The sequence below is a fragment of the Thalassospira sp. MIT1004 genome, from assembly GCF_001858545.1.
Classification (GTDB): domain Bacteria; phylum Pseudomonadota; class Alphaproteobacteria; order Rhodospirillales; family Thalassospiraceae; genus Thalassospira; species Thalassospira xiamenensis.
The window spans coordinates 156,458-181,760 of sequence record NZ_MCAO01000033.1; the positions used below are offsets into that span (position 1 = coordinate 156,458).

The 25,303-nt window shown below is 53.9% G+C and carries 27 protein-coding genes; 15 read left to right on the forward strand and 12 right to left on the reverse strand.

The window, feature by feature from the left end:
• Positions 1-68: 68 nt before the first annotated feature.
• Positions 69-1,646 (forward strand): aldehyde dehydrogenase (NADP(+)), encoded by a 1,578-nt coding sequence (locus BC440_RS12245; RefSeq protein ID WP_063092403.1) that lies wholly within the window; start codon positions 69-71, stop codon positions 1,644-1,646.
• 100 nt (positions 1,647-1,746) lie between these two features.
• On the opposite strand, the gene chrA is transcribed toward BC440_RS12245, so the two are convergent.
• From chrA to BC440_RS12265, 4 genes are all read right to left on the reverse strand, one after another.
• Complete coding sequence (chrA, locus tag BC440_RS12250; protein ID WP_063092402.1) at positions 1,747-3,114, reverse strand: chromate efflux transporter; 1,368 nt, start codon at positions 3,112-3,114, stop codon at positions 1,747-1,749.
• A 1-nt stretch (position 3,115) separates the two neighbouring features.
• Positions 3,116-3,934: a sulfurtransferase/chromate resistance protein gene (locus BC440_RS12255; protein ID WP_063092401.1), complete on the reverse strand. Its 819-nt coding sequence runs from the start codon at positions 3,932-3,934 to the stop codon at positions 3,116-3,118.
• 187 nt (positions 3,935-4,121) lie between these two features.
• Positions 4,122-5,432 (reverse strand): MFS transporter, encoded by a 1,311-nt coding sequence (locus tag BC440_RS12260; RefSeq protein ID WP_063092400.1) that lies wholly within the window; start codon positions 5,430-5,432, stop codon positions 4,122-4,124.
• 24 nt (positions 5,433-5,456) lie between these two features.
• Complete coding sequence (locus BC440_RS12265) at positions 5,457-5,735, reverse strand: metal-sensing transcriptional repressor (protein ID WP_063092399.1); 279 nt, start codon at positions 5,733-5,735, stop codon at positions 5,457-5,459.
• A gap of 103 nt (positions 5,736-5,838) precedes the next feature.
• Between BC440_RS12265 and BC440_RS12270 the strand changes: the two genes are divergently transcribed.
• From BC440_RS12270 to BC440_RS12280, 3 genes are read left to right on the forward strand one after another with little or no spacing between them, the layout of a single operon-like run.
• Positions 5,839-6,171, forward strand: coding sequence for a hypothetical protein (locus BC440_RS12270; protein ID WP_139189987.1), 333 nt, complete (start codon positions 5,839-5,841; stop codon positions 6,169-6,171).
• Positions 6,172-6,218: 47 nt separating this feature from the next.
• Positions 6,219-6,950, forward strand: coding sequence for a HupE/UreJ family protein (locus BC440_RS12275; protein WP_082822558.1), 732 nt, complete (start codon positions 6,219-6,221; stop codon positions 6,948-6,950).
• A gap of 18 nt (positions 6,951-6,968) precedes the next feature.
• On the forward strand, positions 6,969-7,616 hold the full coding sequence (locus BC440_RS12280) for a hypothetical protein (protein ID WP_063092397.1): 648 nt from the start codon (positions 6,969-6,971) through the stop codon (positions 7,614-7,616).
• Between the two features lie 1,112 nt (positions 7,617-8,728).
• Here BC440_RS12280 and BC440_RS12285 read toward each other — a convergent pair.
• Positions 8,729-9,178: a PaaI family thioesterase gene (locus tag BC440_RS12285; RefSeq protein WP_062950308.1), complete on the reverse strand. Its 450-nt coding sequence runs from the start codon at positions 9,176-9,178 to the stop codon at positions 8,729-8,731.
• 234 nt (positions 9,179-9,412) lie between these two features.
• Between BC440_RS12285 and BC440_RS23145 the strand changes: the two genes are divergently transcribed.
• Both BC440_RS23145 and BC440_RS12290 read left to right on the forward strand, forming a co-directional pair.
• A complete protein-coding gene (locus BC440_RS23145) occupies positions 9,413-9,589 on the forward strand; it encodes a hypothetical protein (RefSeq protein ID WP_156484574.1) in 177 nt (58 codons plus the stop codon).
• A 100-nt stretch (positions 9,590-9,689) separates the two neighbouring features.
• The gene (locus tag BC440_RS12290; RefSeq protein ID WP_063092343.1) at positions 9,690-10,622 is read left to right on the forward strand and encodes a LysR family transcriptional regulator; all 933 of its coding nucleotides are present in this window, start codon (positions 9,690-9,692) and stop codon (positions 10,620-10,622) included.
• Positions 10,623-10,632: 10 nt separating this feature from the next.
• Here BC440_RS12290 and BC440_RS12295 read toward each other — a convergent pair whose 3' ends face one another.
• Together BC440_RS12295 and BC440_RS12300 are read right to left on the reverse strand one after the other, a co-directional pair.
• The gene (locus BC440_RS12295) at positions 10,633-11,421 is read right to left on the reverse strand and encodes a CbiX/SirB N-terminal domain-containing protein (RefSeq protein ID WP_223304907.1); all 789 of its coding nucleotides are present in this window, start codon (positions 11,419-11,421) and stop codon (positions 10,633-10,635) included.
• A 96-nt stretch (positions 11,422-11,517) separates the two neighbouring features.
• The gene (locus BC440_RS12300) at positions 11,518-12,429 is read right to left on the reverse strand and encodes a LysR family transcriptional regulator (RefSeq protein ID WP_063092342.1); all 912 of its coding nucleotides are present in this window, start codon (positions 12,427-12,429) and stop codon (positions 11,518-11,520) included.
• Positions 12,430-12,567: 138 nt separating this feature from the next.
• Between BC440_RS12300 and BC440_RS12305 the strand changes: the two genes are divergently transcribed.
• The 4 genes from BC440_RS12305 (at position 12,568) to BC440_RS12320 (ending at position 15,696) form a co-directional block, all read left to right on the forward strand.
• On the forward strand, positions 12,568-13,269 hold the full coding sequence (locus BC440_RS12305; RefSeq protein WP_037989206.1) for a pirin family protein: 702 nt from the start codon (positions 12,568-12,570) through the stop codon (positions 13,267-13,269).
• A gap of 38 nt (positions 13,270-13,307) precedes the next feature.
• Complete coding sequence (locus BC440_RS12310; protein ID WP_082822657.1) at positions 13,308-13,778, forward strand: DoxX family protein; 471 nt, start codon at positions 13,308-13,310, stop codon at positions 13,776-13,778.
• A 210-nt stretch (positions 13,779-13,988) separates the two neighbouring features.
• Positions 13,989-14,459, forward strand: coding sequence for a response regulator (locus tag BC440_RS12315; protein ID WP_007088624.1), 471 nt, complete (start codon positions 13,989-13,991; stop codon positions 14,457-14,459).
• A gap of 22 nt (positions 14,460-14,481) precedes the next feature.
• Positions 14,482-15,696 (forward strand): response regulator, encoded by a 1,215-nt coding sequence (locus BC440_RS12320; RefSeq protein WP_063092341.1) that lies wholly within the window; start codon positions 14,482-14,484, stop codon positions 15,694-15,696.
• A 46-nt stretch (positions 15,697-15,742) separates the two neighbouring features.
• Here the strand turns inward: BC440_RS12320 and BC440_RS12325 are convergent, their stop codons facing one another.
• The 3 genes from BC440_RS12325 to BC440_RS12335 all read right to left on the reverse strand — a co-directional run bounded on the left by BC440_RS12325 (position 15,743) and on the right by BC440_RS12335 (position 18,986).
• Positions 15,743-17,206, reverse strand: coding sequence for an ATP-binding protein (locus BC440_RS12325; protein WP_223304908.1), 1,464 nt, complete (start codon positions 17,204-17,206; stop codon positions 15,743-15,745).
• 43 nt (positions 17,207-17,249) lie between these two features.
• Positions 17,250-17,732 carry a hypothetical protein gene (locus tag BC440_RS12330; RefSeq protein ID WP_063092339.1) on the reverse strand — a complete coding sequence of 161 codons (483 nt, stop codon included), beginning with the start codon at positions 17,730-17,732 and terminating at the stop codon, positions 17,250-17,252.
• An 87-nt stretch (positions 17,733-17,819) separates the two neighbouring features.
• Positions 17,820-18,986 carry an EAL domain-containing protein gene (locus tag BC440_RS12335; protein WP_063092338.1) on the reverse strand — a complete coding sequence of 389 codons (1,167 nt, stop codon included), beginning with the start codon at positions 18,984-18,986 and terminating at the stop codon, positions 17,820-17,822.
• A gap of 134 nt (positions 18,987-19,120) precedes the next feature.
• Here BC440_RS12335 and BC440_RS12340 point away from each other — a divergent pair, with 134 nt between their 5' ends.
• Positions 19,121-20,098, forward strand: a complete 978-nt coding sequence (locus BC440_RS12340) for a response regulator (RefSeq protein WP_223304911.1) — start codon at positions 19,121-19,123, stop codon at positions 20,096-20,098.
• A gap of 8 nt (positions 20,099-20,106) precedes the next feature.
• Here the strand turns inward: BC440_RS12340 and BC440_RS12345 are convergent, their stop codons facing one another.
• Together BC440_RS12345 and BC440_RS12350 are read right to left on the reverse strand one after the other, a co-directional pair.
• A complete protein-coding gene (locus tag BC440_RS12345; protein ID WP_037988904.1) occupies positions 20,107-21,513 on the reverse strand; it encodes a sensor histidine kinase in 1,407 nt (468 codons plus the stop codon).
• Entirely contained in the window at positions 21,510-22,175 is a 666-nt protein-coding gene (locus tag BC440_RS12350) for a response regulator transcription factor (RefSeq protein ID WP_007088617.1), read from the reverse strand. The genes BC440_RS12345 and BC440_RS12350 overlap by 4 nt, the downstream gene beginning before the upstream one ends.
• A 228-nt stretch (positions 22,176-22,403) precedes the next feature.
• Between BC440_RS12350 and BC440_RS12355 the strand changes: the two genes are divergently transcribed.
• The 4 genes from BC440_RS12355 to BC440_RS12370 all read left to right on the forward strand — a co-directional run bounded on the left by BC440_RS12355 (position 22,404) and on the right by BC440_RS12370 (position 25,303).
• On the forward strand, positions 22,404-23,450 hold the full coding sequence (locus BC440_RS12355) for an ABC transporter substrate-binding protein (protein WP_223304913.1): 1,047 nt from the start codon (positions 22,404-22,406) through the stop codon (positions 23,448-23,450).
• A gap of 93 nt (positions 23,451-23,543) precedes the next feature.
• Positions 23,544-23,930 (forward strand): hypothetical protein, encoded by a 387-nt coding sequence (locus tag BC440_RS12360; RefSeq protein WP_110252574.1) that lies wholly within the window; start codon positions 23,544-23,546, stop codon positions 23,928-23,930.
• Positions 23,931-24,023: 93 nt separating this feature from the next.
• The gene (locus tag BC440_RS12365; protein WP_063092336.1) at positions 24,024-24,527 is read left to right on the forward strand and encodes an RNA polymerase sigma factor; all 504 of its coding nucleotides are present in this window, start codon (positions 24,024-24,026) and stop codon (positions 24,525-24,527) included.
• A complete protein-coding gene (locus tag BC440_RS12370; protein ID WP_063092335.1) occupies positions 24,524-25,303 on the forward strand; it encodes an anti-sigma factor in 780 nt (259 codons plus the stop codon). Before BC440_RS12365 ends, BC440_RS12370 begins: the two co-directional genes overlap by 4 nt.

Below are 25,303 nucleotides of genomic sequence, written 5' to 3' on the forward strand. Positions count from 1 at the left end.
CCGCAATCCACGGCCCAACCCTTTGCACGGTATCATCATACAAACACGCCAACCCCACAGGAGGCTCCATGCTGAATGGACAGCACTATATTGCAGGCGAATGGCTGAACGGTCCGGATGTGTTTCAGGCCGATAACCCGTCGACGGGTGAAAAACTGCCAACAAAGTTCCAGCACGGCACCGAGGAACTGGTGGATCAGGCGGTTCAGGCGGCAAATGCCTGTGCCGAAGAATTTGCGGCGATGCTGCCGGCCAAACGCGCGGCCTTCCTGCGCGCGATTGCCGATGAAATCGACGCACGCGGCGATGAAATCACCGAAATCGGCAATCTTGAATCAGCCCTGCCCGCGGCACGCCTGACCGGCGAGCGCGGCCGCACCGTGGGCCAGTTGCGCTTCTTTGCCGACTGGATCGAAGAAGGATCATGGTTCGAAGCCCGCATCGAAACCGCCCAGCCGGATCGTCAACCCCTGCCAAAGCCCGACATCCGCGTGATGCACAAGGCACTTGGCCCGGTCGGTGTTTTCGGTGCGTCAAACTTCCCGCTGGCATTTTCGACCGCGGGCGGTGACACCGCATCGGCACTGGCTGCGGGTTGCCCGGTCGTGTTCAAGGGCCACGCGGCCCACCCCGGCACGTCCGAAGTCGTTGCCAAGGCCATCGAAGCCGCAATTAAAAAAAACGGCATGCCCAAAGGCGTATTCAGCCTGATCCATGGCGGCACCCGCAAGGTCGGTCAGGCGCTGGTCGCCCATCCGCTGATCAAGGCGGTTGGCTTTACCGGTTCGACCGGTGGCGGTCGTGCGCTGTTTGATATTGCCGTTTCGCGCCCGGAACCGATCCCGTTCTATGGCGAACTCGGCAGCAACAACCCGGTCTTCCTGATGCCCAAAGCAATGGGTGCCAAGGCCGTTGAAATCGCCAAGGGCTGGGTTGGGTCGCTCACCATGGGTGTTGGCCAGTTCTGCACCAATCCGGGTCTTCTGATCGCGCTTAAGGGTGCCGATCTTGACGCCTTTGTCGAAACTGCTGCCGCCGAACTCGGTCAGGTTGGCGGTGCCGCCATGCTGACGGATCGTGTATCAAGCGCCTATCATCATGTAACCGATGCCATGGCCGGTCACGCCAAGGTAACCTGCGCGCTTAAACGCCGCGACAGCGACGGCCCGTTCGAAGGCAGCCCGGCGATCTTCCGCACCACCGCTGCCGACTGGCAGGCCAACCCGGAACTGGCCGAAGAAATGTTCGGCCCGGCTGGCATCATTGTCGAATGCGACACGCCCGAAGAAATGGTTGCCCTGTCCGCCACCCTGATCGGGCAGTTGACCGCGACCGTTCATATGGTTGATGCCGATGCCGAACTGGCCGGGAAACTGCGCCCCGCCCTTGAAAAATGTGCGGGCCGCATCCTGATCAATGGCTGGCCAACCGGGGTCGAGGTCTGCCACTCCATGGTCCACGGTGGACCCTATCCGGCAAGCACGGATTCCCGTGCAACATCGGTCGGGTCGCTCGCGATCAAGCGTTTCATCCGCCCGGTCTCCTATCAGGCCTTCCCGGATGCATTGCTGCCCGAAGCCCTCAAGGACGCAAACCCGCTTAACATCCCGCGCCTTGTAAACGGCAAATGGCAGATGCCGAAATAAAGATCGCACTTACAGAAGAATAAAAGGGCGCGGCCATGTACTGGTCGCGCCCTATCTGTTTCTGGACCGGATTTGAAAATACGATCCTGTTCCACCGCGATCAGGCGATACCCGTCAATCTGGCCGCAACACCCAGTCCGGCACATAGCAGCAGCACCTGAATAGTGCCCATTCCCCGCCAGAGAACCGCCAGAAGTGCGATCACGGTCAGTGCTGCCGCTGCCAGGTTTACCGACGAAAGAACCGGGATCAGCAAATCCAGTCCGGGTGCATCAAGCGGTTTGACTTCGGCAAACACCACATGAAGCCCGAACCATACCGCAAGGTTAAGGATGACCCCGACCACCGCGGCAGTAATTGCACTAAGTGCGGCTGTCAGGTTCTGGTTATTGCGCAGCCTTTCAATGAAAGGTGCACCAAGGAATATCCACAGGAAACAGGGCGTGAAAGTGACCCAGGTTGTCAGCAAACCGCCAAGAGTCGCTGCCATCAGCGGCGGCAGGGTGCCCGCATCGCGCAACGCCCCCATGAAACCGACAAACTGTGTCACCATGATCAGCGGCCCCGGCGTGGTTTCAGCCATGCTTAAGCCATCAAGCATTTCACCCGCCGCCAGCCAACCGAAATTCTGCACCGCTTCCTGTGCGACATAGGCCAGAACCGCATAGGCTCCGCCAAAGGTCACCACTGCCATCACACTGAAGAACCCGGCGATCTGGCTAAAGACATGGGCCGGGCCAAGCGCAAGAAACAGCGCCCCAACCGGCACCAGCCAAAGGCCAAGCAGGATCGCTGAAACGCGAAAGGCCCAGGCCCGATTGACCTGTGTATGGTCCGGGGATTCTTCACCCAGCAGGGTGTCGGCATCGGCAACCTGAACTGCACCGATTTTCCCATGTCCACCGCCACTGCGAAATGCCGCAATATTCCGGCGTGCCGCAACATAACCCATCATTCCGGCGACAAGAATGATCACGGGAAAAGGAACCCCGAAGGCAAAGATCGCAACAAAGGCCGCAACCGCAATCAAGATCATCGCACTGTTTTTAAGCGCCCGCTTGCCGATCCGGTAAACGGCCTGGGCGACAATTGCCAGAACCGCTGCTTTAAGACCAAAGAAAAATGCCTCGACAATCCCCACATTGCCCCAGATCGCATAGACCCAGCTAAGCGCCATGATCGCGACCACACCGGGCAGAACGAACAGGACACCGGCAATCACACCGCCAAGGGTCCGATGCATTAGCCAGCCGATATAAACGGCCAGCTGCTGTGCCTCGGGACCGGGTAACAGCATGCAATAGTTAAGGGCATGGAGAAACCGCTTCTCGCCAAGCCATTTGCGCTCTTCGACCAGAATTTGATGCATCAGGGCAATCTGGCCCGCAGGCCCCCCGAAACTCAAAAGACCGATCCGCGCCCAGACCTTGAAGGCTTCGCTCAGGGTCGGATAATCAGATGATCGCATGTCATACCTGTGGCTTGTTGGTTGGCCAGTTGTGGTTTTCATGCGTGGCGTCACGCGCCCAGCGATAGAACGAATCATATAGCAGCATACCGGCGTCAAGTTGCTCAAGATCGTCGGAATACATGCGAGATAATCCAAGTGACGCTGCAAGAAGCCCGGCCGATTCCGGGGCGAGATCAAGGCGGGCGGTATCCGCCCCGCGCACAATCAGGGCAAGCCGGTCAAGGGCCGGTATAGACAAACCAAATTCCGCCAGCATCACATCGAAACTGCACAATTCGTCACGATGGCTCCAGAACACGCCTTCGATGTCAAACGGTACCGCCTGATAACGCTCTGCCACACCCAGAACTTCTGCCGGGGCGACAAACAGAATAACGGCACGCGGATCAAGAAACCGCCGGATCAACCAGGGACAGGCAATGCGGTCAATTTTCGGTCGTGATCGTGTTACCCAGACTGTCCGTCCCTGAGAATCGCGCGCGGGCAGCTTCTCCGGGCGAATTACCGGATGTCCGTTTGACACCCAGTCTTCAAAGCCGCCTTCCAGATATTCCGACGGACAACCCTCCGCACGCAGCCATGCCGCGGTTCCCTGACTGCGTTTATGTCCGGCCTGACAGATCACAATGGAACTTGTCCCGGCGATGCGTGATGCCAGTTCAGACAAGGCAGTATCGTCCACCCGGATCGCGCCGGGTATCAGGCGCGGATCAGCGTTGAAGTCTTCGTCGGATCGAACATCAAGAAGCAGTGGCACGCGGGGCGTACCGATGATTTTGGAAAGTTTGTCGCTGGAAATCGCCTTGGGCGCAGGCATGTGCGTTCCTCCTTTGCAGGCTTGAATTGGAACGCGATCTTTAGCTGGCGCCTCGTGGGGAGTTCGCGTTTCCCCATAGCCATAGAAAACGCGAAGCCATGGAAATAGTCAAGACCAAAGCAAAATCGATCAGATCGCCGGTTTGCACTCCAGCGTAGATAATCAACTCTGCTGTCGGCCTGTCTGTTTAAGGCCACCGGGAATGGATTTCATCGATTACATAAGGATGGCGATGGCTGCGCGCCCCTTGCAAATGCGGATGATCTGCGGGGAGATCATCATGGCTGTGTTCGATTTCGTCGCTGTCGCTCGCAGGCCATAACAAGGCTCCGGCCAGTGTCGCGAGCAGGGCGATTGCGCCAAAAAGCACCAGACCCGCCTGAAATCCGTATTGTGAAACAAACCAGCCAGCCAGCGGATAGGTCACAAGCCAGCAGGCATGAGACAGGGCAAACTGGGCGGCAAAAATCGATGGCCGATCCCGGTCATGGGCTGATTTGCGCAACAGGCGTCCCGAAGGTGTCTGGGTTGCAGAATAGCCAAAGCCGGTAATGAACCAGACAATCAGAAGAACCGGCCATACCAGTTCGCCCATCAGGAGAAATGACGCCAGACCGGCAAAGGCCAGTGTTCCCAGTAGCGCACCGGCAATCATTACGGTGCGTTCGCGGGTCCGGGCAAGAACACCCGGCAGAACCAGAGCCGCCAGCATCGAACCGGCACCAAACGTCCCAAGGGTGATGGCAACCGCGCTGTCGCCAAGCGCAAGCGTGTCACGGACAACGATAATCGTATTGACCAGTATCTGGGCACCAAGGGCCGCGACCGCCATATTGATCGCCATCAATCCGCGCAGGCGCGGCGTCCGGGTAAAGATGCGTACCCCGCGCAACAGGCGTTTTGCAAAGCTGTCGGCGGTAAGCCTGGCCGGATCAGGAAGGCTTACGGCGAGGATGAATGCGGCTGACACGGCAAATCCCGCCGATGTCCCGGCAAAAAGCGCATTAAACGTCATGACCGTAAGCAGCAATGTCGCAATCAGCGGGCTTATCAGGTTTTCAAGATCATAGGCCAGCCGGGACAGCGACAGCGCCTTGGTATAGCGTTCCTCGTCCGTCAGGATTTCCGGAATGGTGGCCTGAAATGTCGGGGTAAAAGCGGCAGACGCGCTTTGCAGCAGGAAAATCAGAACGTAAATCTGCCAGATTTCAGTGACAAACGGCAGCATTGCGGCGATCAGCACACGAAAAAGATCCATCCCGATCAGAACCGGGCGGCGTGGCAGCGGGGCGACCAATGCCGCAGCAAAGGGGGAAACCCCGACATAGGCGATCATTTTAATGGCAAAGGCAGTGCCAAGGACCATCCCGGCATCCGCCCCGGCAAGGTCAAATGCCAGAAGCGACAGGCCGACCGTTGCAAGCCCGGTACCGAGCAGCGATGAAATCTGGGCCAGAAACAAATTGCGATAGCGACGATCCGACAGCACGGAAAGCATGGGGAACCTCGGAAAGGCGGGGGCTCACAGGTATTTTGCAATCTTTTTGAACCCGTCGAGCGATGCGGGACTGGCGGCGGGGGCATCGGCAAAGGCCGTGTCGAGACAATGGTCGATATGATCCTGTATCAGGATGCGTTTGGCTTGCGAAATGGCCTTTTCAACGGCGTGAAGCTGCTGTGCGATATCCTCGCACGGACGGCCTCCTTCGATCATTGAAATGACACTATGCAAATGACCATCGGCGCGCTTTAATCTCTTGACGATGTCGGCATGGGTTGCGTGTGGTGCGTGTTCTGTCATATAGATGAACCTATCCCCCCTAGGGGGATAAATCAAGCGACCTTGGTGACACAGATATCAGGAGAGGCAGGGCAAAACCGTGACAGGGCTGATGAACCGGGGAATGATGCGATTTGCTGTGGTTGCGGGAATTCTTCTGGCATTCATCGCACAGCAGAATCATCATTTGCCATCGGGTTTTCCTGTTTCGGAAGCATCGCCTGCGCAGTTGCTTGAAATCCTTGATCACGGTCACAGCCATGAACTCGATATTGTCGATAGTGGCGATAATGCCGGATGCACATCCCATGATCTTGTTGATCATGATCATCCCCCGGCCATTCTGGCGGACCGCGAAATCATGTCGCGCATGCTGTATCGCTGTGGCTGGTCGCGGGTGGAACTGACAGCACGGGACATCCCGCCCGGACAGGATATTCGCCCTCCCATCGTGTGAGAAGCCATTCGAGTACTCGATACAGTCTTCACGATGAAAGTTTTATCATGCACGGTTTTCGAACTGCTGCGCACGGGGTTGCGGGGATTGTTCCGCCGCGTCTTGCGACAGTATGTCTTGCGTTCGCGCTGCTGGTTCTGGCAGCGACGGATGCGCTGGCCCATGCCGTCACCGAAGGTGACAAGGGCTATATCATAGAAATCAGCGGTATCAATCTGATCCCGTTTGTCTATCTGGGAGCCAAGCACATGGTGACCGGATATGATCATCTTCTGTTTTTGTTCGGTGTGATCTTTTTCCTTTACCGGATGAAGCATATCGCCATCTATGTCAGCCTGTTTGCTGTCGGCCATTCGACGACAATGCTGCTCGGCGTCTTTTTTGACTGGAATGTCAGTTCCTATCTTATTGACGCGATCATCGGTTTGTCGGTGGTTTACAAGGCGCTGGACAATCTTGGTGCGTTTCAGCGGTGGTTCGGTTTTCAACCTGACACAAAGATCGCGACACTGGTTTTCGGGTTCTTTCACGGGCTGGGTCTTGCGACCAAAATCCTTGAATATGACATCGCGCCCGATGGGCTTCTTCCCAATCTGATTGCCTTCAATATCGGGGTCGAACTGGGCCAGTTGATTGCGTTGGCAATGATCCTGATTTTCATGGGTTTCTGGCGCAGAACCGAAGGGTTCTGGCGTCATGCCTATACGGTCAATGTCGCGATGATGTCGGCGGGTTTCATGCTGATCGGGTATCAGCTAACCGGCTATTTTGTTGCCTGACAAAACGGAGTTTGAACAATGTATAATGCCAATAAACCCAATCTTGACGAGCTTCCAAGCAGCCCGCAGTTGATCCGCTCGACCATTGTTGCGGCACTCGTTGCTGTTGTTTTGCTGGTGACGATCATTCTTCCGGCTGAATACGGGATCGACCCGACCCGGATTGGCAGTGTCCTTGGCCTGACCGAGATGGGTGAAATCAAGACCCAGCTTGCCGAAGAAGCCGAGGCCGACCGCCAGATGCAATACGAGTTGCAGAATCTTCAGCCGGGCAAGGACCAGTCGGGCCTGTTTGAAATCCTTGCCGGTCTGTTCATTTCCAGCGCACAGGCACAGACAGCGGGCGATGGATGGAAAGACACCATCAGCTTTACCCTGACGCCGGAACAGGGTGCCGAATACAAGCTGGTCATGGAAGAAGGCGCGGTTGCCCCGTTCAAATGGGTTGTCGAGGGCGGTGCCGTAAATTTCGACCTTCACGGGGACGGGACCGGCGGGCAATCCGTCAGCTATGAAAAAGGCCGGGCGATCCCCGAAGACGAGGGTGAGATCACGGCACGTTTCACCGGATATCACGGCTGGTTCTGGCGCAATCGCGGGAAACAGGATGTGACTGTTACCCTGCAAGTTGGCGGAAACTACAGCGAACTGAAACGCACCTATTAACAGATGCCTTTCCCCCTTGTGCATTGCATGTGCAAGGGGGGAAATTCCTGCATGGCACCGGATGCAATTTCGAAACGATGACTGCGACCTTCTGGCAAATAATCCGATTTCAATCGCCTTAACGGGAGCGGTTCATCTGATCGGGCTGATGCCCTTCGATCTCCCGGATGGTCCCGAATGGCCCCGAATGGCCCCGAATGGCCCCCGGGGGCAATGGCAGGATAGGAACGCCAGACTCCGAAAGCGCGGCAACAGGGTGATATTCCCCGAAGCAGGCTCACTGCCGCCCGGACGAACCTCAGACCTCCACAAGCCCCACCACCAGACGGCCCACTGACAGCCACAGGCTTACCGCCCGCTCCGGTCCTTTCCGGCAATGCCATGACCACCGAAGCCCGGCCAAACCTATGACCTCCGCCAGACGACCCACAGATCGCCCACGGCCTCACTGCCCGCTCCGGTCCCTTTCGCCAGTGCCATGACCATGAAGCCCGGACAAACCTCGGGCCTCCAGCAACCCAACCGTCGCCGACTGACAATCATCGGGCTTTCTGCCGCCTCGATCACCGTCCGGCCAAGGCGGCAACCTGCCACCCCGACATCCAGACAAACCTCGGGCCGCTGCCATTTTCACCAGCAGACGGATTTCGGGCGTACTGCCCCCAACCTGTCCACCACCGACGGACCACAAATCACTGCTGCCGCTGCTGCCATTGCTGCCACTTTCGGCAAATTCGGGGTCGCTTCCCCGATAAGACGCACCTCTCCCGTCATGACAAATAAGGGTGTTAAAAGCGTGTTAGAACCGGCGCGGAACACCGCCGTAATGGCTTCGCCATCCGCCGATGAGCATCCTGCGGATTGCCCCGCCGCCCTGCCTCAATCCTTGCCGCTGCATCCTGATCACCTCTTTAATCCCGCCCCAAACGCAAAAACCCGCGAGGCGCACAAGGCGCTTCGCGGGTTTCGGTCCGGGTGCATTTCTCCCGTTGACTTTGTCCTTATGCCACAATAAAAAGAACAAATCAAGAACTTTTTGAAAAAACTTTATACCCGGTCAGAAAGGCGGGAAGCAGGCTACCATCCGGGGCCGTCCTGTATTTTCATGAACCCTATGCGTCGCGCGGCACCCCGTTCGGGTCCTCGCTGCCGCGATGGTATTTGAAGGTGCCGGTCGCGGTTGCGATCACTTCGCCCGCCGCGTTATAGGCGGTGGCTTCGGTAAAGACGATCTTGCGCCCGCCGCCCTGTTTGCGTCCCTCAACCCGCACCGTGCCGCCGGTTGCCATTCCGATGAAATTGGTCGTCAGTGACAGGGTCAAAGATTTGCGGACATTCCCCGGAACAGCACAGTAACAGACAGCACAGCCCGACGCCGTATCCATCAGGGTCGCAATCACGCCACCATGCAGGATGCCCGCACGATTGCGGTGATGATCCCTGATTTCAAGTTCCACCACCGCACGATCTTCTTCCCATTCAACAACCTGATAGCCCAGATAAGCCTGAAGCCCGCTACCATGCGCCTGTTCCCAGGCAAGATTGTCATTCACATCACTCATGTCGCCGACCTTTGCGTTAATCCTGTTTGCCAAGCTATAGCAGATAAATCCAACATTTTGGACCATCCGAGTTTGGCAATAGATTGTGCGTTGCGATATAAATTAATCACTTAATATCAATTAGTTATATCTATCGTTCTCCAAACAAGAAGGGGATAGCGGTGAAACGAGAATAGTGGGTTCGAACGGCTTCTGGTACATCTGAAATCACCCCAGACGCAAAGGAACCTAACCATGGCAACGCTTGCACTTAAAGACACCACCACCATCGAACGCGAAGTTCGCGTCAACTGGTTCACCAACCTTGTTCATGCGCTTCAGGTCGCCGTGATCATGAAAGCGTCGAAAGCACGCACCCATGATGAACTGATGACCGAATGGAACAATGCATGGCGTCAGGTCGAGGGCTAATTCGCCCTCTCTGACCCTGCGGGTTTGAGGATTGGCATCCAGAAGATGGTGACAATTCATCGCCCTTGACGGTTTCAACCAAACAACCGAAAACGGTTGAATGCAAAAGTTTGATATCGTCACGATCCGGTTGTTTGTCGCCATTGTGCGCGCCGGAAGCATCAATGAAGCCGCCCGGCGCGAACATATCGCGACATCGGCTGTAAGTCGCCGCATCGGCGAACTTGAAGCCATGCTTGGCGTCAAGCTGCTGCGTCGTCTGCCCCGCGGTGTCGAACCGACAGAGGAAGGTACCATTTTCGCGCGCTACGGCGAAAAGCTTCTGGGTGATCTTAATCACCTGTCAAACGAGTTGCGCGATTTCAATACCGGCGAAAAGGGCAAGATTTATCTTGCTGCCGTAACCTCGGCAATCCTCACCGGACTGCCTGCATTTCTGGCCGATTTTCAACGTGATTTCCCCGATGTGACCGTCGATGTCCGCGAACTGACATCGCGCGAGTCCTCTGATGCCGTCCGCGAAGGCCGGGCCGATCTGGCGATCATGGCCGATAACGGCCCCTGTCAGGGTTTGTCGAACCACGTCTTTTGCGACGACCCGATCTGGGTCGTGACGCCCAAAGGCCATCCGCTCATCCCCGATCCATCCAATCCCGCCCCGGTTACCTTTGCCGAAGCCGCGAAATACGACATCATTTCCCTGCATGAAGGCGGCGTGATTGATGACCTGATCAGCGAGGCGGCGGGCAAACTGCATCACGATATGCATCCGCATATCAAGGTCATGCGTTTCGGCTCCTTGCGCCAGATGATCGCCGCCGGACTTGGCATCGGCTTCCTGCGGCAAAGCTCGGTTGCCGGTTACATTGATCACATGAATATTTCCGGCGCACCGATTGCCGATAGCTGGGCCAAACGCCAGTTGCTGATCGTGCATGACGGCGAAGATACCCTGACCAGTTCGGCGAAAATATTCCGGGACTATCTGTTAAAGAAATCGTCCGAAACAACAGTCAAACCGGGTCTTGGCTGATCACGCGATTTTATACAATGGCTGCACTGCTTGCGGCATGGCCGTCTTTGGCATTCGCGCTTAACCGCAGATTTGGCCTGCCCATTTCAGACCGGACGTATTTTGCGGCTTCCTTCAGGATCAAGTCGGGTAATTCGGCCCACTCGCCAATCGGATCAAGTATCTCAATGGCTTCATCCGGTTGCCCGGCAATCATTTCCGGCAGATCGGTGGTGGCGTGCGTGCCGCCGCCAGCCAGCATCGGAACAATCACAGCCCGTTTGCGCGAGCCAATTTTCCGCCAATCGCGAATGGACGGGTTGCCTTCGATATTTCCAATGCAAATTTCTGCATCGGGGCAGAACTGACCCACTTCATTGGCAAGCCTGACGGTTTCCGGCAATGCTTTGGTCAGGGTTTTAAGGCCATGCGGCACAAGAAATACCGACGTTTCCGAACAATCCCAACCACGCCGCACCATCGCAGAATTCACATGACGTGAAACCATCTCCGCAAAACCGGGCAAATTGATTGCAGGCGGCAGAATTACCGCACGATCAAGTCCGGCATCACGCAAATTGCGCGGCAATTCCTGAAACACCAGATAACCTTCACTGAAAAACAGCGGAAAGACGATCAGTTCGCTGGCGTCATGATTGCGTTTCAGCTTTGCCAATTGATCCGCAACCGAGGGCTGGCTGCGCATATAGCCATGATGCACAAAACCAGACCAATGGTCGCGCACGGCTTCTGCCAGTGTTCCCGCAGGATCACCGCCATTACCACTGTTACCGTGCGACACAATCATCAGGGTCGGCATATCGAATTCCGCCAAGTCCTTGAACAGTTCCAAAGCTGGTCGAGATCTAATGCTTGATACGGACCTCGCAAGAGATCGGATTTCACCACAGGCAGATTATTGTACCAGATCCCAACGCGGTTGCCCGCCAAACCGGTCATAAAGAAAATCAACCAGAAGCCGGATACGCGCCGATAACTGCCGACTGGGCGGATACAACAGATACAGGAAAAGCTCTGGCGAGGCATAATCACACAAAACACTGACAAGATTGCCGCTTTGCAAATCCGGACCGGCGATAAAGGTCGGCAATAATACCAATCCGAGATCAGCCAGGGCTGCATCACGCAGAACCTCGGCATTGTTGCAGCAGAACACGCCATTCACCTGCACCGAAACCGGTCCGTCCGGTCCGGTCATCTTCCAGCTCGACCCGGCGGGCAAGCTACCGTAATGCAAACAAGGCAAGGTTGCCAGATCACGGGGCGATACAGGTTCGCCATGCTTTCGGATGAATTGCGGCGATGCACACAGAACCCGGTTCATCGGAATGATTTCGTGATCAATCAGTGCCAATGTCTCGCTTGGCTGACTGATCCGCACCGTCATGTCGTAACCATCAGCAACCGGATCGATGAACCGGTCCGAAAGTGCCAGCTCCACCCGTATTTCAGGGTATTCACGGGCAAAATCGACCAAAGCAGGCCCCAGATGCAGGGTGCCAAAGGACATCGGCGCATTGATGCGAATATCCCCCGACGGGGTTGCGCGGTTTTCACGAATGGCTTCTTCTGCTTCGCGCAAATCGGCAAGAACCGCTTTGGCCCGGTCATAAAAAGCGCGCCCGCTTGGCGTGACAGCAACCTGACGGGTCGTACGGTTCAAAAGCTGCACGCCCAAGTCTTCTTCAAGTGCAATAACAGCACGATTAACCTGGGATCGTGACTGCCCGATAGCACGTGCCGCTGCGGCAAAGCTTCCTTCATCAACCACTTTTACAAAGGTTTGCAAGCTTACCAGCTTGTCCATCCGCACGCTCCATCTGGCGAAGGCCACAACAATTGTCGCATAATTTGCGACAGTATGCACATTATTAAGATAATTGTCACTTTTGTCGAAAAGCGTATTCTGGCTCCAACGAACAGCATTCAACTGATGGAGACCAACATGATTACCAAGATCGAATCCGCAGACCGTGGCCGCGCCCAGTTTGGCTGGCTTGACTCCCATCACACTTTTTCCTTCGGTCACTATTACGACCCGAAACGGATGGGCTGGGGCCCGCTGCGCGTGATTAACGAAGACCGGGTTATCCCCGGTGCCGGTTTTGACACCCACGGCCACAAGGATATGGAAATCATTTCCTATGTGCTTGATGGCGCGCTTGAACACAAAGACAGCCTTGGCACCGGTTCCGTTATCCGTCCGGGCCGCCTGCAACGCATGACTGCCGGTACCGGCATCCGTCATTCGGAATACAACCATTCCAAGGAGAAGCCGGTTCATTTCCTGCAAATCTGGGTCATACCCGAAGCCGCGAACCTCGAACCGGGTTACGAGGAAAAGGAAATCGCACGTTCCGATACGGGTTCGGGCCTGTCACTGATCGGCAGCCGCACCGGCCGGGATGGATCGATCACCATTCATCAGGATGTTGACCTTTACGTTGCCCATCTGGGTGAAGGCGAAACAGCATCCCATAAAATCGAACCGGGCCGGATTGCCTGGGTGCAAGTAGCGCGCGGCATGCTGAGCGTTAATGGCGAAACCCTGAAGGCTGGCGATGGTGCCGCCATCCGGGACGAAGATGAACTTGTCTTCACCGACGCAACCGAAGCCGAAGCTCTTGTTTTTGACATGGTCGCCTGAGCCGGTCTTCCGGTCCGACCCTTCAAAGGAAAACGAATATGTCGTCCCTTGAACACACCAAACCACGTCCGATTATCCCGGCCCTTGGCAATCTGTGGACTGCCCTTGAACCTCTTTCACCCGTGATCGTCCGCGTCACCACGGGTCTTCTTCTGGTCCCGCACGGTGCCCAGAAACTGTTTGGTGCCTTTGGTGGCTATGGCCTTGAAGGTACGGCTGGCTGGCTTGAAAGCATCGGCTTTGCCCCGGGCTTCCTGTTTGCCCTTCTGATCGGGCTTCTGGAATTCGTGGGCGGCCTGATGCTGACTGTGGGCCTTCTGACCCGCCCGGTAGCCGCCGCCGTGATTGCCTTTATGGCTGTTGCGGTCACCATTCATCTGCCCAACGGGTATGCATGGAACAATGCCGGGTTTGAAATGCCGGTCTTCTGGGGGCTGATGGCGCTTTCGGTCCTGATCCGTGGCGGCGGAAAATATTCGATCGATCGCAAGATTGGTATCGAATTCTGATCTTGCTCACCCTAACGCAACGATCTTCCCTCTTCCCTGAACAACGACTTCGGGCTGCCCTTACCGGCAGCCCTTTTTTTGTTTCCCTCCCTATATAGGGATATGTGGCTCTTCTCAACCGACGTAACATGCACACATAAAAGACTGCCAACTGAACCAGTATTTTGATCAACCGGTCTTCAGGAAACCATTACGGTCAGAGTTTGAGAAATGAACGCGATAAAATCCAATAGCCATAATGATATTGCCATTGCCGATGGCTTGCGTCGCTGTAAGGGTGACAATGCTTTTGGCAAACCGAACGCGCAGAAAAAGTTCCTGATCGTGGACGACAGTATCGAAGTCCGCTTCTCTATCCGTCGGATTTTGCGCAGCGGCGGAGCACAATCCGTCGATGTTGCAGAAAACGGTGAAACCGCACTTCAGATGATGGCGCAACTGTCGCGAAAACAGCAAAGCTATGACGTCATACTGATTGATTACATGATGCCCGGCATGTCGGGGATCGAAACGCTCTATGAAATCAAACGCCGACAAATCAAACATGCAGAAGGCACCCGCATGATCATGCTGACCGGCTTTTTTGATCCGGATATGGGTAAAGAAGCCGTATCGGTCGGAGCCGCATTTGTATTGTCAAAGCCCTGCGATGCTGCCAGCCTGATGGCAGCAATTGCCTGAACCCTTCCGCGAAGGAGCCGGGATGCCAGAAAGCGCTTCAATCATTTTCGTCGATGATGACCCCCATGTCCTCAGCGGATTACGCCGCCGTATCGTATCCAAACGCCCGAATTGGAAACTGCGGTTTTGCACCAGCGGCGCAGAAGCACTCGTAAATCTGGATCAGCATAGTGCAGATGTCATTGTTTCGGACATGCGCATGCCCGAGATGGACGGGGCAGAATTGCTTCGGTCTGTTGCCCGGAAATATCCGGATACCGCACGCATCCTTCTTTCCGGCTACGCCGATGAACAGGCTATCCAGACCGGTCTTGCGGCAACCCATCATTTCCTGATGAAACCCTGCAGCGATCAGGAAGTTATTCATGCCATCGAACGTGGCCTGATACTGCGCAACTATCTGCGAGACCCCCAGCTGATCAATATTCTGTACCGCATGCCTGCTGAACTTGTCTGGCCCCCGGTGTTTTACCGGCTTCATGCAATTCTGCAATATAAGGGACCACACAGTCAGAACGAACTACAGGAATTCTCCTTTGAAAATCCTGGTTTTATTATGCTGGTATGCGAAATGGCGCGGCGCGAAAAGCTGATCCTGCCAACAGAGGGTCCGGATCTCGTTACCCTGATTGACCTGTTCGGTCTTGAAACCATCAAGGCACTATGTGTCATTTGGACCTTGCATGGACAGCAAACCAGATTTGACCCTGACAATATCGACCAGCCAATAGATCGCTGCCTCATTCTGGGCAATATGGCGGCCGGGATCGCAAAACTTGAAGGCATGCCCTCAGAAACAATTGATCTGATTCGGGCAGCAGCATTGCTGTGTCATATCGGCCTGAATGTGATGGAGCATGTAATACCTGATCAGGTTGCTTTAAGCCGCAAGCAGGCCGACGACGATCAATGCGATATCATTTCCACTGAGATCGGCGAGATTGGAGTGTCTCATCCTGCCGTATCGGCATGCTTGGCCGCTCTCTGGGGTTTCAAGCACGAAATTGTCGAAAACATTGCTTTTCATCATCGCCCCGAAGCTGCGCCAACCCGTGACTCGCTGTCTCTTTTGATCGTTTATGCAGCTCAGCATTTTGCCCGCAAGTTTGGCAATGACCGTCATATCCGGGCGGCAAAATATGATCGCGCTTCGGGTTTCATCGCCCATTGTGATGCCCAGCAAAAATGGGCGAATTGGGAACGTCATTGTGCCCCACTTGGCGATAACCAAGCCTGACCAATCACCTTCCATTTCAGTCAAACGATACCGACGACCATGAACATCACGACCGGATGTCATAGAATTCATCGGTCGCGGTGTAATTCAATGCGCTATCATCATCAGTTGATCGAATACCGGGTTTCGGAATTCGAATAACGAATTCCGCCCCTTCGCCGTCCGGAGCGGAAAGGGTCAAGTCACCGTTAAAATCGTCCTGAATCAATTTCCGACATATCGGCAAACCCTGCCCCGTCCCAACGCCCCGTTCCTTGGTCGTGAAGAAATAATCGAAAATTCGATCTCGTAAATCCTCGGGAACACCACCGCCATTATCCCTTAATCGGATAAAAACATTCTCAGCGTCCGACGTGACATTCAGTTTGATTTTGCCGGAACGTTGCCCCGACTCGCGGATCGCCTGCGAAGCATTGACGATCAGGTTGATCAGGGCCTGTGACAAATGGTTCCGCCGCCCTTCAACTTCGGTGACGTCCGTATCATAGCTTTGTTCGAGTTCGGCAACATGTTTGACCTGATTACGCGTCAACGTTATCGCCGTTTCAATTTCCTCGGCGATGGAAATCCGTTCCACAGAGTCCGTTGTAGGATGGGCAAATTTCCGGATACCACGAACAATTTCCGCTATACGATCAAGCCCCTGAATACTCTCGCGGATCGCAAGCGGTATTTCTTCGGTCATAAAATCGATCCGTTCCGGCGCCAGTTCAAGACGAACAGACCCGTCACCTTCGTCTTTGCGGAGTGCATGAACGAAATCGTTAAAGCTGTCAGAGAGAAATTCAAGATTGTTCTGTATGTATTGGGCTGGGGTATTGATTTCATGTGCAACCCCACCAGCCAGCGTCCCCAAAGCATGCATTTTCGCGTAATCTGCAGCTTCTTCAATCACTTCCTGTTCCTGGCGTGCGCGTCTTGCATCGATATCAGCGGCAAATGCACGTTGACGGTGACGAATTACAAAGATCGCCAGACCAATCATCACGATCATCCCGGAAAAGAACAGATATGACAGAATCTCTATGTCGGACTTTACGCTCGCGATGTTACTTGCATTGTAGACTGACACAAAATTTGTTGTCCGCACCACCGCCTGCTGCAAGGGATCATCGATCGACACAAGTTCTTCGCGGATAAATTCCACCAATGCAGTCGCGTTCGATACGCCTTTAATCCGCTCATCAATCCGTGCGATCTTTTCATCAAGCATCGCAAGCAAATCGCCAACTTCCGGGATTTGGGCTAAAACCTGAAACCCTTCGCCCTGCTTGACCAATAGGGTTCTGCTAACAAAGATTTCATATTCCAGTAAAACCTTTTCAAGCTCATCCCTCTCAACAACGCCATCGGAACGGGCATACTCGATATACCGTTCGATTTCGAGGAACTGCCGCTGAATCTGGAAAACTGCCCATGCAAAATTTTCGCGATAGGCAAATTTCTCATCTTCGAGCTTTCTTACGATTGCGATCGAGAAAACCCCATAAAGAACAACGAACAGAGCCAAAATTGAAAAAATGGCCCTGTTCGATATTTTTGACAGAAAATTTCTAGTTTTGCCCATCAATCGACTTCACCTGCCAGACGGAATAAGACCAATAGGTATCAGTCTGGAAACGGGTATCGCTGTCATAGGGGAACACAACCCAAAACGGCCCTTTGTCACGTACCGACATTTCCGCATCATTCAGTCGATAAACCAGGATGGCATTGTCACGACGCAGGACACCAGCCGGAACCATGACGCTATAATCATTTAGCGCAGAAACGCGGACTGTATCGGCGGTGATGCCATAGGTATCGAACAGAACGTCGAAATCGACACCCTGAAATTTCTGAACACCATCCGTCCATGGGGTCGAGGTGTAAAACTCGGTGCTTGGCAGTTTGGTCAATTCATCAAACGAGACAGTCACCGTTTCACCGCCCGTGTTTGAGAGTATGAGCTTTCCGGCTGCTCGGGCGTTTTCCGTTGAGAGAAAACCGATGACACACAAAGCCATCGTAAATTTAATGATCGTTTTCATCATCATAGTTGTACTCCGAAACTGATTTACACATTGGTCACGCCAAAGGGTTACAACAATAGCTGGGCCGGAAAAAATGGCTGTATGGCCGGTTCATTTCGTAAAGATACTTGGAATATGTTCTTCAATCGGTTGTGGCATACCAAAAAGATATCCCTGCAATTCATCAACGCCATAACTTCTGAGACGAAGGGCTGTTGCCTCATTTTCAACGCCGGTGGCGACGACCGAATAATCAATCTGTCGGCATATCTGGACAATCCAAGAAATAAATCTGCCCGTATCGTCATTTCCCATCACCTGGCGGATCAATCGACGATCAAGTTTAACGCCAACAAAAAATTCGTGGCGCAGCAACTCCAACGCCCCTTTATCAGCCCCAAACCCATCAATAAAAATTCGTATTCCGCGATCTGAGAGAAACCTCGCGTTTTTTATAAAATTTTCGTCAATCTTGCCGAGCTGCATCTCATGAATTTCAAACGCGACTTCCAAACCATATTTCTGCATTTCAGCAACAAAGCCAGACAAAGCCTGAACGAACTGGCGGTTGCAAACCGAGGCGTAATCAAGATTAAGTGACAACAGGGCACCTGAACCCAGAATTTTGCGATAAACAGGCGCTGAATTAGTCGTCATATCCATCAAACACATCGTCAGACGATCCATGACAGGCTGATTTTGGCACTGCCTTATGATTTTCCCGATATCATAACCTTTATGCACATCAGACATTCGGCAAAGAACCTCGCCCCCCGTTCGCGAAAAGTCTTCGGCTCTGACACGGGGCTGGAACGCGGTTGTGACTGCGGATCGATCAAGAAGCTCATTCAACGTATCGGCAATGAGTTGATCAGCATGACTTTCTTTACGTTTGTCCTCAATCGTCTTGAAAAGCACTTCCTTGAAGGTCGCAATCGAAATCGGCTTTGTCAGAATTTTACTGACTTTTGCCAGACCGTTTGCTTCACGCATGGGAACTGCCGAAATATTTCCGGTTAGCAGAATCCTCGGAATATCGGGGGCGCACCGAAATGCACGTTTCAGAAAGCTGATTCCATCAATCGTCGGCATCACCAGATCAGCTACAATGATATTCACACCCGAACGATTTTTGGATAACCATTCAAGAGCTGCTTCACCATTGATATATTTGACTAAATTAAAGCTTCCGGACAAAGAACGGCATACCGAAGCCAGAAGATTCTCATCATCATCTACTATCAGAACCGTCGGAAGACCGGCTGCAGCAACGCTCATCTGAAACAACTCCGGTTATTACGAAACCTTAAAGATTCTGGGCACGAACGATCTTCACCAGTTCATACAGGTCTTGATATACCGAAGAATAATGTCAGGATGGACGCACCAATATCCCCATATGTGGAGTGTGCATGACAATGGTGTCGGATCAGCCTGTCCGCATTGCTTTTGTCGATGATGATGAAAACCTTCTGTCATCGCACCGGCGGAATTTCGCGCGTCTCGCCCCGCATTGGCAGGGATTGTATTTCAACAATCCGCAAACCGCGCTGGCAGAAATTTCTGGTGATCCCGATGTTACGGCGGCGATCCTTGACATTCACATGCCGATCATGACCGGGCTTGAGCTGGCGGCCAAGCTTCGAAATCTTCGAAGCGATCTGATCATCGTCATGTTGACCGGCTATGCCGATCTGCAATCAGCATTAACCGCGGTCAATGAATTCGGTGTATTTCGGTTCTACCCCAAACCTACCGCCCTGAAGACGGTTCTTGAGGGCATCGAAACCGAAATCGCCCGCAAACGCGGAGAGAGCCGCGATACAATCCCCGCGGCATTCCTGGATCTCTTTCATCTGGGGCTGATTGCAACCGATGACCGGCTTGCGATTTCACATATGAATGCACAGGCTGCGGAAATGCTACGCCGATCACCCGCCATGCAGGTTAATCCTGAAAACCGGCTTCTGATCGACAATGCCCCGGATGATCTGGATCGGTTTCTGCACCCCCCCGCCGGTCGTGTCCCTGCGATGCAACGCGGTTTCTCGCTTGATCATGAACAGGGTGCCCTTTCGGTTTTCCTGCGTCGTGTACGAAATGGTGCTGACAAGAAAGACAGTTTTGTGTTCATTCTGGTTGAACCTGAACGAATGGGGCCGCCAACAATTGATGATCTGATTGATGTGTTTGGTCTGACCCGGTCCGAGGCCAAACTGACACAAAAACTGGCAGAAGGAATGTCCCTTGATCAGGCCGCAGATCTGGTAGGTATTTCGCTAAGCTCGGCGCGCACCTATCTCAAAACGGTGTTTTCCAAAATCGGAGTTAACAGGCAGCCGCAATTAATGAAAACCGTGCTGTCGACCATCCCAGCCCTTCGCCGTTAAAGTGCGTTTTATTGGTCTGATGCCAATCGGAAACGCACCGAGAAGATCGCGCCGCTGTGATTTTCGGGTTCATCCAGCCCGATACGGGTATCGTGGCGCAAGGCGATTTCGCGCACGATAGACAGGCCAAGACCACATCCGTCTTCCCCGCCATCCGACACGCGATAGAACCGCTCGAACACATGCTTGCGATGTTCAAGCGCAATGCCCGGCCCGTCATCCTCCACCACCAGCTTGATGAATGCAGTGTTACCTGCCTCGGGCATTAACCGAACCGTGACCGAACTGCCTTCTGGGCAATAGGTCAACGCATTGTGGATCAGGTTCTTCAGCAATTCCTCGATCAGCGTCGCATCGCCCATGATCGGGGCCGCCCCGTCAATCCCTTCGTATCCGAGATCAATACCGCGTTCCAGTGCCTCGGGCACCTTGCTGCCCGTGACCGCGCGGGTGATCTCGCCCAGATCAATACGGACAAAGGGTCGTCCGGCCAGACCTTCGGGCGCGGACCGTGCAGATGCCAGCAACTGATTGGCAAGATGGGATGTCTGACGCGTTGATGCCGCCAGCTTTTCCATGACATCATGCAGCTTTTCCGGGTCCTTTTCACGCAGTCCCAGCTCGGCCTGGGTACGTAACGCTGCCAATGGTGTCCGCAACTGATGCGCGGCATCTGCGGTAAAGCGCTGCATGGTCGAAAGCGTATTTTCCAAGCGTTTCAGCAAATGGTTGATCGCCCCGACAAGGTGGCGCACTTCGGTTGGGACATCATGCAAAATCGGCCTCAGGTCCGAAGGCGATCTGCGGTTAAGTGCTTCTTCCAATCGCGCCAGCGGTTTAAGCCCCTGCCCGATCCCAAACCAGACAATAAGAGCCGCAATCAGGATCAGTCCGAATTGCCGGACAGCGGCACGTGCCAGAATATCCTCGCTCAGGCTTTCGCGTGTTCCGGTAGTTTCCGCGACCAGTACGTGAAAACGGGTCGCCATCCTTGCACTGGCAACATACCGCGATAACGCCCCGATCCGCACACGTTCACCGTTATATTCCGCGTCATAAAATACCGGCTCTTCAAGTAGTGGCATCAGTTTTTCGGGAACCGGTGGTAATTCCTCATAACCAGTTATGAATTCACCTTGTGCGGTACTGACCTGATAAAAAACCCGATCCTGTGCGGAGCTTGTCAGCATCTCAAGCGCGACATAAGGCACGTCAACCTCGATCTGGCCGCCAATCAGAACCACACGATCAGCAATTGCCAGTGCAGAACTCAGAAGCGCACGATCAAACGCCTGATTGGCGGAATGCACGGCATTGCTGCGCACCTCGAACAGCATCAGCGAACTGATCAGAAGCAACGGGATCAGAAGCCAGATCAGCAATCGTCGGCGAAGGGATGCGTTACGCCACTTCATGTTTTTTTCAGCAGATAGCCAAGGCCGCGGATGGTCTGGATTTTAACATCAGCCGTTTCGACGCGTTTGCGCAATCGACTGATATAAAGTTCGACCGCGTTTGCACTGATATCATCCTCAAATCCGGCAAGCTGGTCTGTAATCTGTTCCTTGGATAAGACATGCCCAAGCCGCAGCAACAGAATCTCAAGGATATTCAGTTCTCGCCTTGGAATTTCGATATCCTCGCCGTCAATCATCGCACGGCGGGCTACGGTATCATATGTCAGGCGGCCACAGGTGATCCGGGTATTATGCGTACCGGAATGGCGACGCATAAGGGCGCGCACACGCGCTTCAAGCTCGATCAGTTCAAACGGTTTTGCCAGATAATCATCCGCACCAAGATCAAGGCCGCGCACACGATCATCGATATCGTTGCGGGCCGTAAGGATCAACACCGCACTTTCTGACCCGCGATGACGCAACCGGCGTAGTATTTCAAGTCCGTCCATCCTGGGAAGGTTGAGATCAAGCACCACAAGACCGTATTCCTGTGTACGCAGAATTTCATCCGCTTCCTCGCCATCGGAAATCACATCAACCGCATAGCCCGCCAACTGCAAGGAGCGGGCGATGCCATCGGCAAGTGCTGCGTGATCTTCTACGACAAGGACTCTCATTGTATCGGGTCCGGTCCCCTGTTAAACCAGAAGGGTCTGGTACATATTGCCCGAACCACATGAATTTTCCAGATTTTGCCGGATCGGGAAAGCCTTGATATAATCATCTGGCATCACGCCTGCGCGTAAACGGTTAATGAGGGCCTGTAAGCAATGAACCTGCGCAGTACTATCATTATTGCAGTTTTCTGCGCAGCAATTTTCCGCGTTTTTCCCGCGTCTGCCGAGTTGTTTGTTTTTCCTGCACAGCAAAATGTAGGTCCCGGCGACCCGGAACAGAACCTGTTATCGGAAAGTCGAACTGTCGTCATTTATGGATCGGCCGACATCGAGGCCTTTCGCCCTGTGATTGATGGCTTCCAGCAAAGTAACCCCGAAATTCGCGTCGAATATCATCAGCTGCAAACGCTGGAAATGTATCACCAGACCCTGGCGGAGCATGAAGCCGGAGAACCAAACGCCGATCTGGTGATCAGTTCTTCGATGGACTTGCAGATGAAACTGGCGAATGACGGTTATGCCATTTCCCATCAAAGCGATCAGACCCGCGCTTTGCCAAACTGGGCGCGCTGGCGCAACGAAGCATTTGCCGTCACGCAAGAACCCGCCGTAATGGCGTATAATCGGCAGTTCTTTCGCGAAAACAATCTCGAACCTCCAAGAACACGTAACGACCTCATCCGGCTTCTGAACGATCATGACGATCTGCTCAGCGAAAAAGTCACGACCTATGATATCGAGCGCAGCGGGGTTGGCTTCCTGTTTCTGGCACGCGATGAACGCTTTTTTTCGGGGATATGGGATTTTGTCCGCACACTGGGGCAGGCAAGGGTAAAACTGTATTCCAACACATCCCCGATGCTTGAAAAAATCGCCGACGGTCAGTTGGTCCTAGGATACAATTTGCTGGGATCATATGCAGAAACATTCAGTCACCGAAACCCCAATCTTGGGGTGATCCTGCCTGATGATTTCATCGTTGTTTATTCCCGTATCGCCATCATTCCGCGCGGCGCGCGCAACCCGGAAACTGGCGGCAGATTCCTTGACTATATCCTTTCTATCGAAGGCCAGAGCATCCTGCAGGATGAAGGGAATTTTAACCCGGTCCGCCCCGATGTCCCACCCAGCCCGTTTTCGTCGCTGATTTTTGACCGCTACGGCGAACGGGTCCGATCATTCCCTGTAGGGCCCGGGCTTCTGGTTTATCTCGATCAGGCAAAACGCCAGCGGTTTTTAAGCCGCTGGCAGGATGCATTGCTTAATCGCCGGTAAAAATTTTGTATCGGCCGGAATAAAATACCATGCGGCGGTGTCTTGCTTGATGAAGGCGGATTTTCGATCCGTCCCTGTTCCAAGGAGGAATTCATGAAGAAGCTTATGATCGCTGCCGGCCTGTTCACTGTGATGTCCCTACCGCTTTCGACCGTCGCCCTTGCTGCTCCCGATACCATGACCGTTGAAACCGGCATTGGCCCGGTACTTGCCGGTGGAAATGGCATGACCCTTTACACTTTTCGCAAGGACACGGACGGACAATCGAATTGCTATGATGCCTGCGCAAGTGCTTGGCCGCCCTTTATTGCCAAAGCCGGTGCAACTGCGGATGGCAACTTCGGCCTGATCCAGCGTAAAACCGGCGAAATGCAATGGGCCAAAGACGGAAAACCGCTCTATTTCTGGGTCAAAGACACTAAAAAAGGCGACACAACGGGTCATGGCTTCAAGGATATCTGGGATGCTGCCCGTCCTTAAGCGACCAATCCGTAACAGGTCTGATTGCAATTTGTTTTGCAAGTCTTCCGGGGCAGTACGAAATTCGTTTCGTGCTGCCCGGAGGATAATGTGATGTCGCGACAGAGTCAGGCGATGCTTGATCTGATCCCGCAATTGCGCCGCTATGCGCGCAGCCTGACCCGATCATCGCACGATGCCGAAGACCTGTTGCAGGACTGCCTGACAAATGCTGTGGAAAACGAGGCATCCTGGCGCGGCACCAATCTGCGCGCATGGATGACACGGATCATGACCAATCTGAATTACAATAACCTGCGCAAAAACCGCCGCACCCCGCCACATGTCCCAATCAATACCACCGACAGCGATCCGGGTCTGCAAAGTCCCAATCTGACTGTCGAACATTATGCCTTTCGCGAGGCAGTGGAAAAACTGCCGACCGATCAGCGATCTGTATTGATGCTGGTGGCGATTGAAGGATACAGCTATGGCGAAACTGCAGAGATTCTTGACATACCGGTAGGCACGGTAATGTCACGCCTGTCACGTGCCCGTCACTTCCTTGCCAAACAGCTTTCCGGCAACAATATTGTTGAACTACGGAGTTCCAGATGAACGATAGGAACAACACATCCGTAACCGAAAATGATCTTCATGCGTGGGTCGACAACCAATTATCTGATGAACGTCGACAGACTGTCGACGACTGGCTTGAAACCCACCCTGAAGACCGGCAAAAGGTTGAAACCTGGCGCAGACAAAATGTAATTCTTAGGGATCTGTTCCCCGAACCTGATGCATATCTGGGACTTCCCCTATCACGACGTCGCGCATCAACAACAGAACATCATCGCACAATCTGGCGCAACCTTGCTGCGGCTTTGATCCTGTTTATCGCCGGAGGGGCCAGCGCGCTTTTGGGACAAAAAATCATTGGCCCAACCAGCCGTGAAGCCTCCTATATCGACATCCTTCAAAAGGCATCACGTGACGGATATGGAATTTATGCCAGCGAAGTTCGCCATCCGGTAGAAGTCTACGCCAATGAAAAGGATCATCTGGTCACGTGGCTAGGCAAACGTCTTGGCATGTCGATGACGGCGCCTGATCTGGAAACACAGGGTTTCGAACTCGTTGGTGGGCGATTGGTGCCCTTTGATGGCAAACCCGGTGCGCTTTTGATGTATCAGGATGGCAGTGGTGCAAGACTGACCGTAATGATCGCACGTGATCCTGATAATGGATCAACGGCATTTCGCTATGATCAGAAAGGGTCTATCGGCACCTTTTACTGGGTCGATCAGGGGATCGGTTATGCCTTAAGTGGCGAATTTGATCGGGATCTTCTGGAAAGTGCTGCGCGCAGCATCTACGCGCAGCTGCCGACCTGA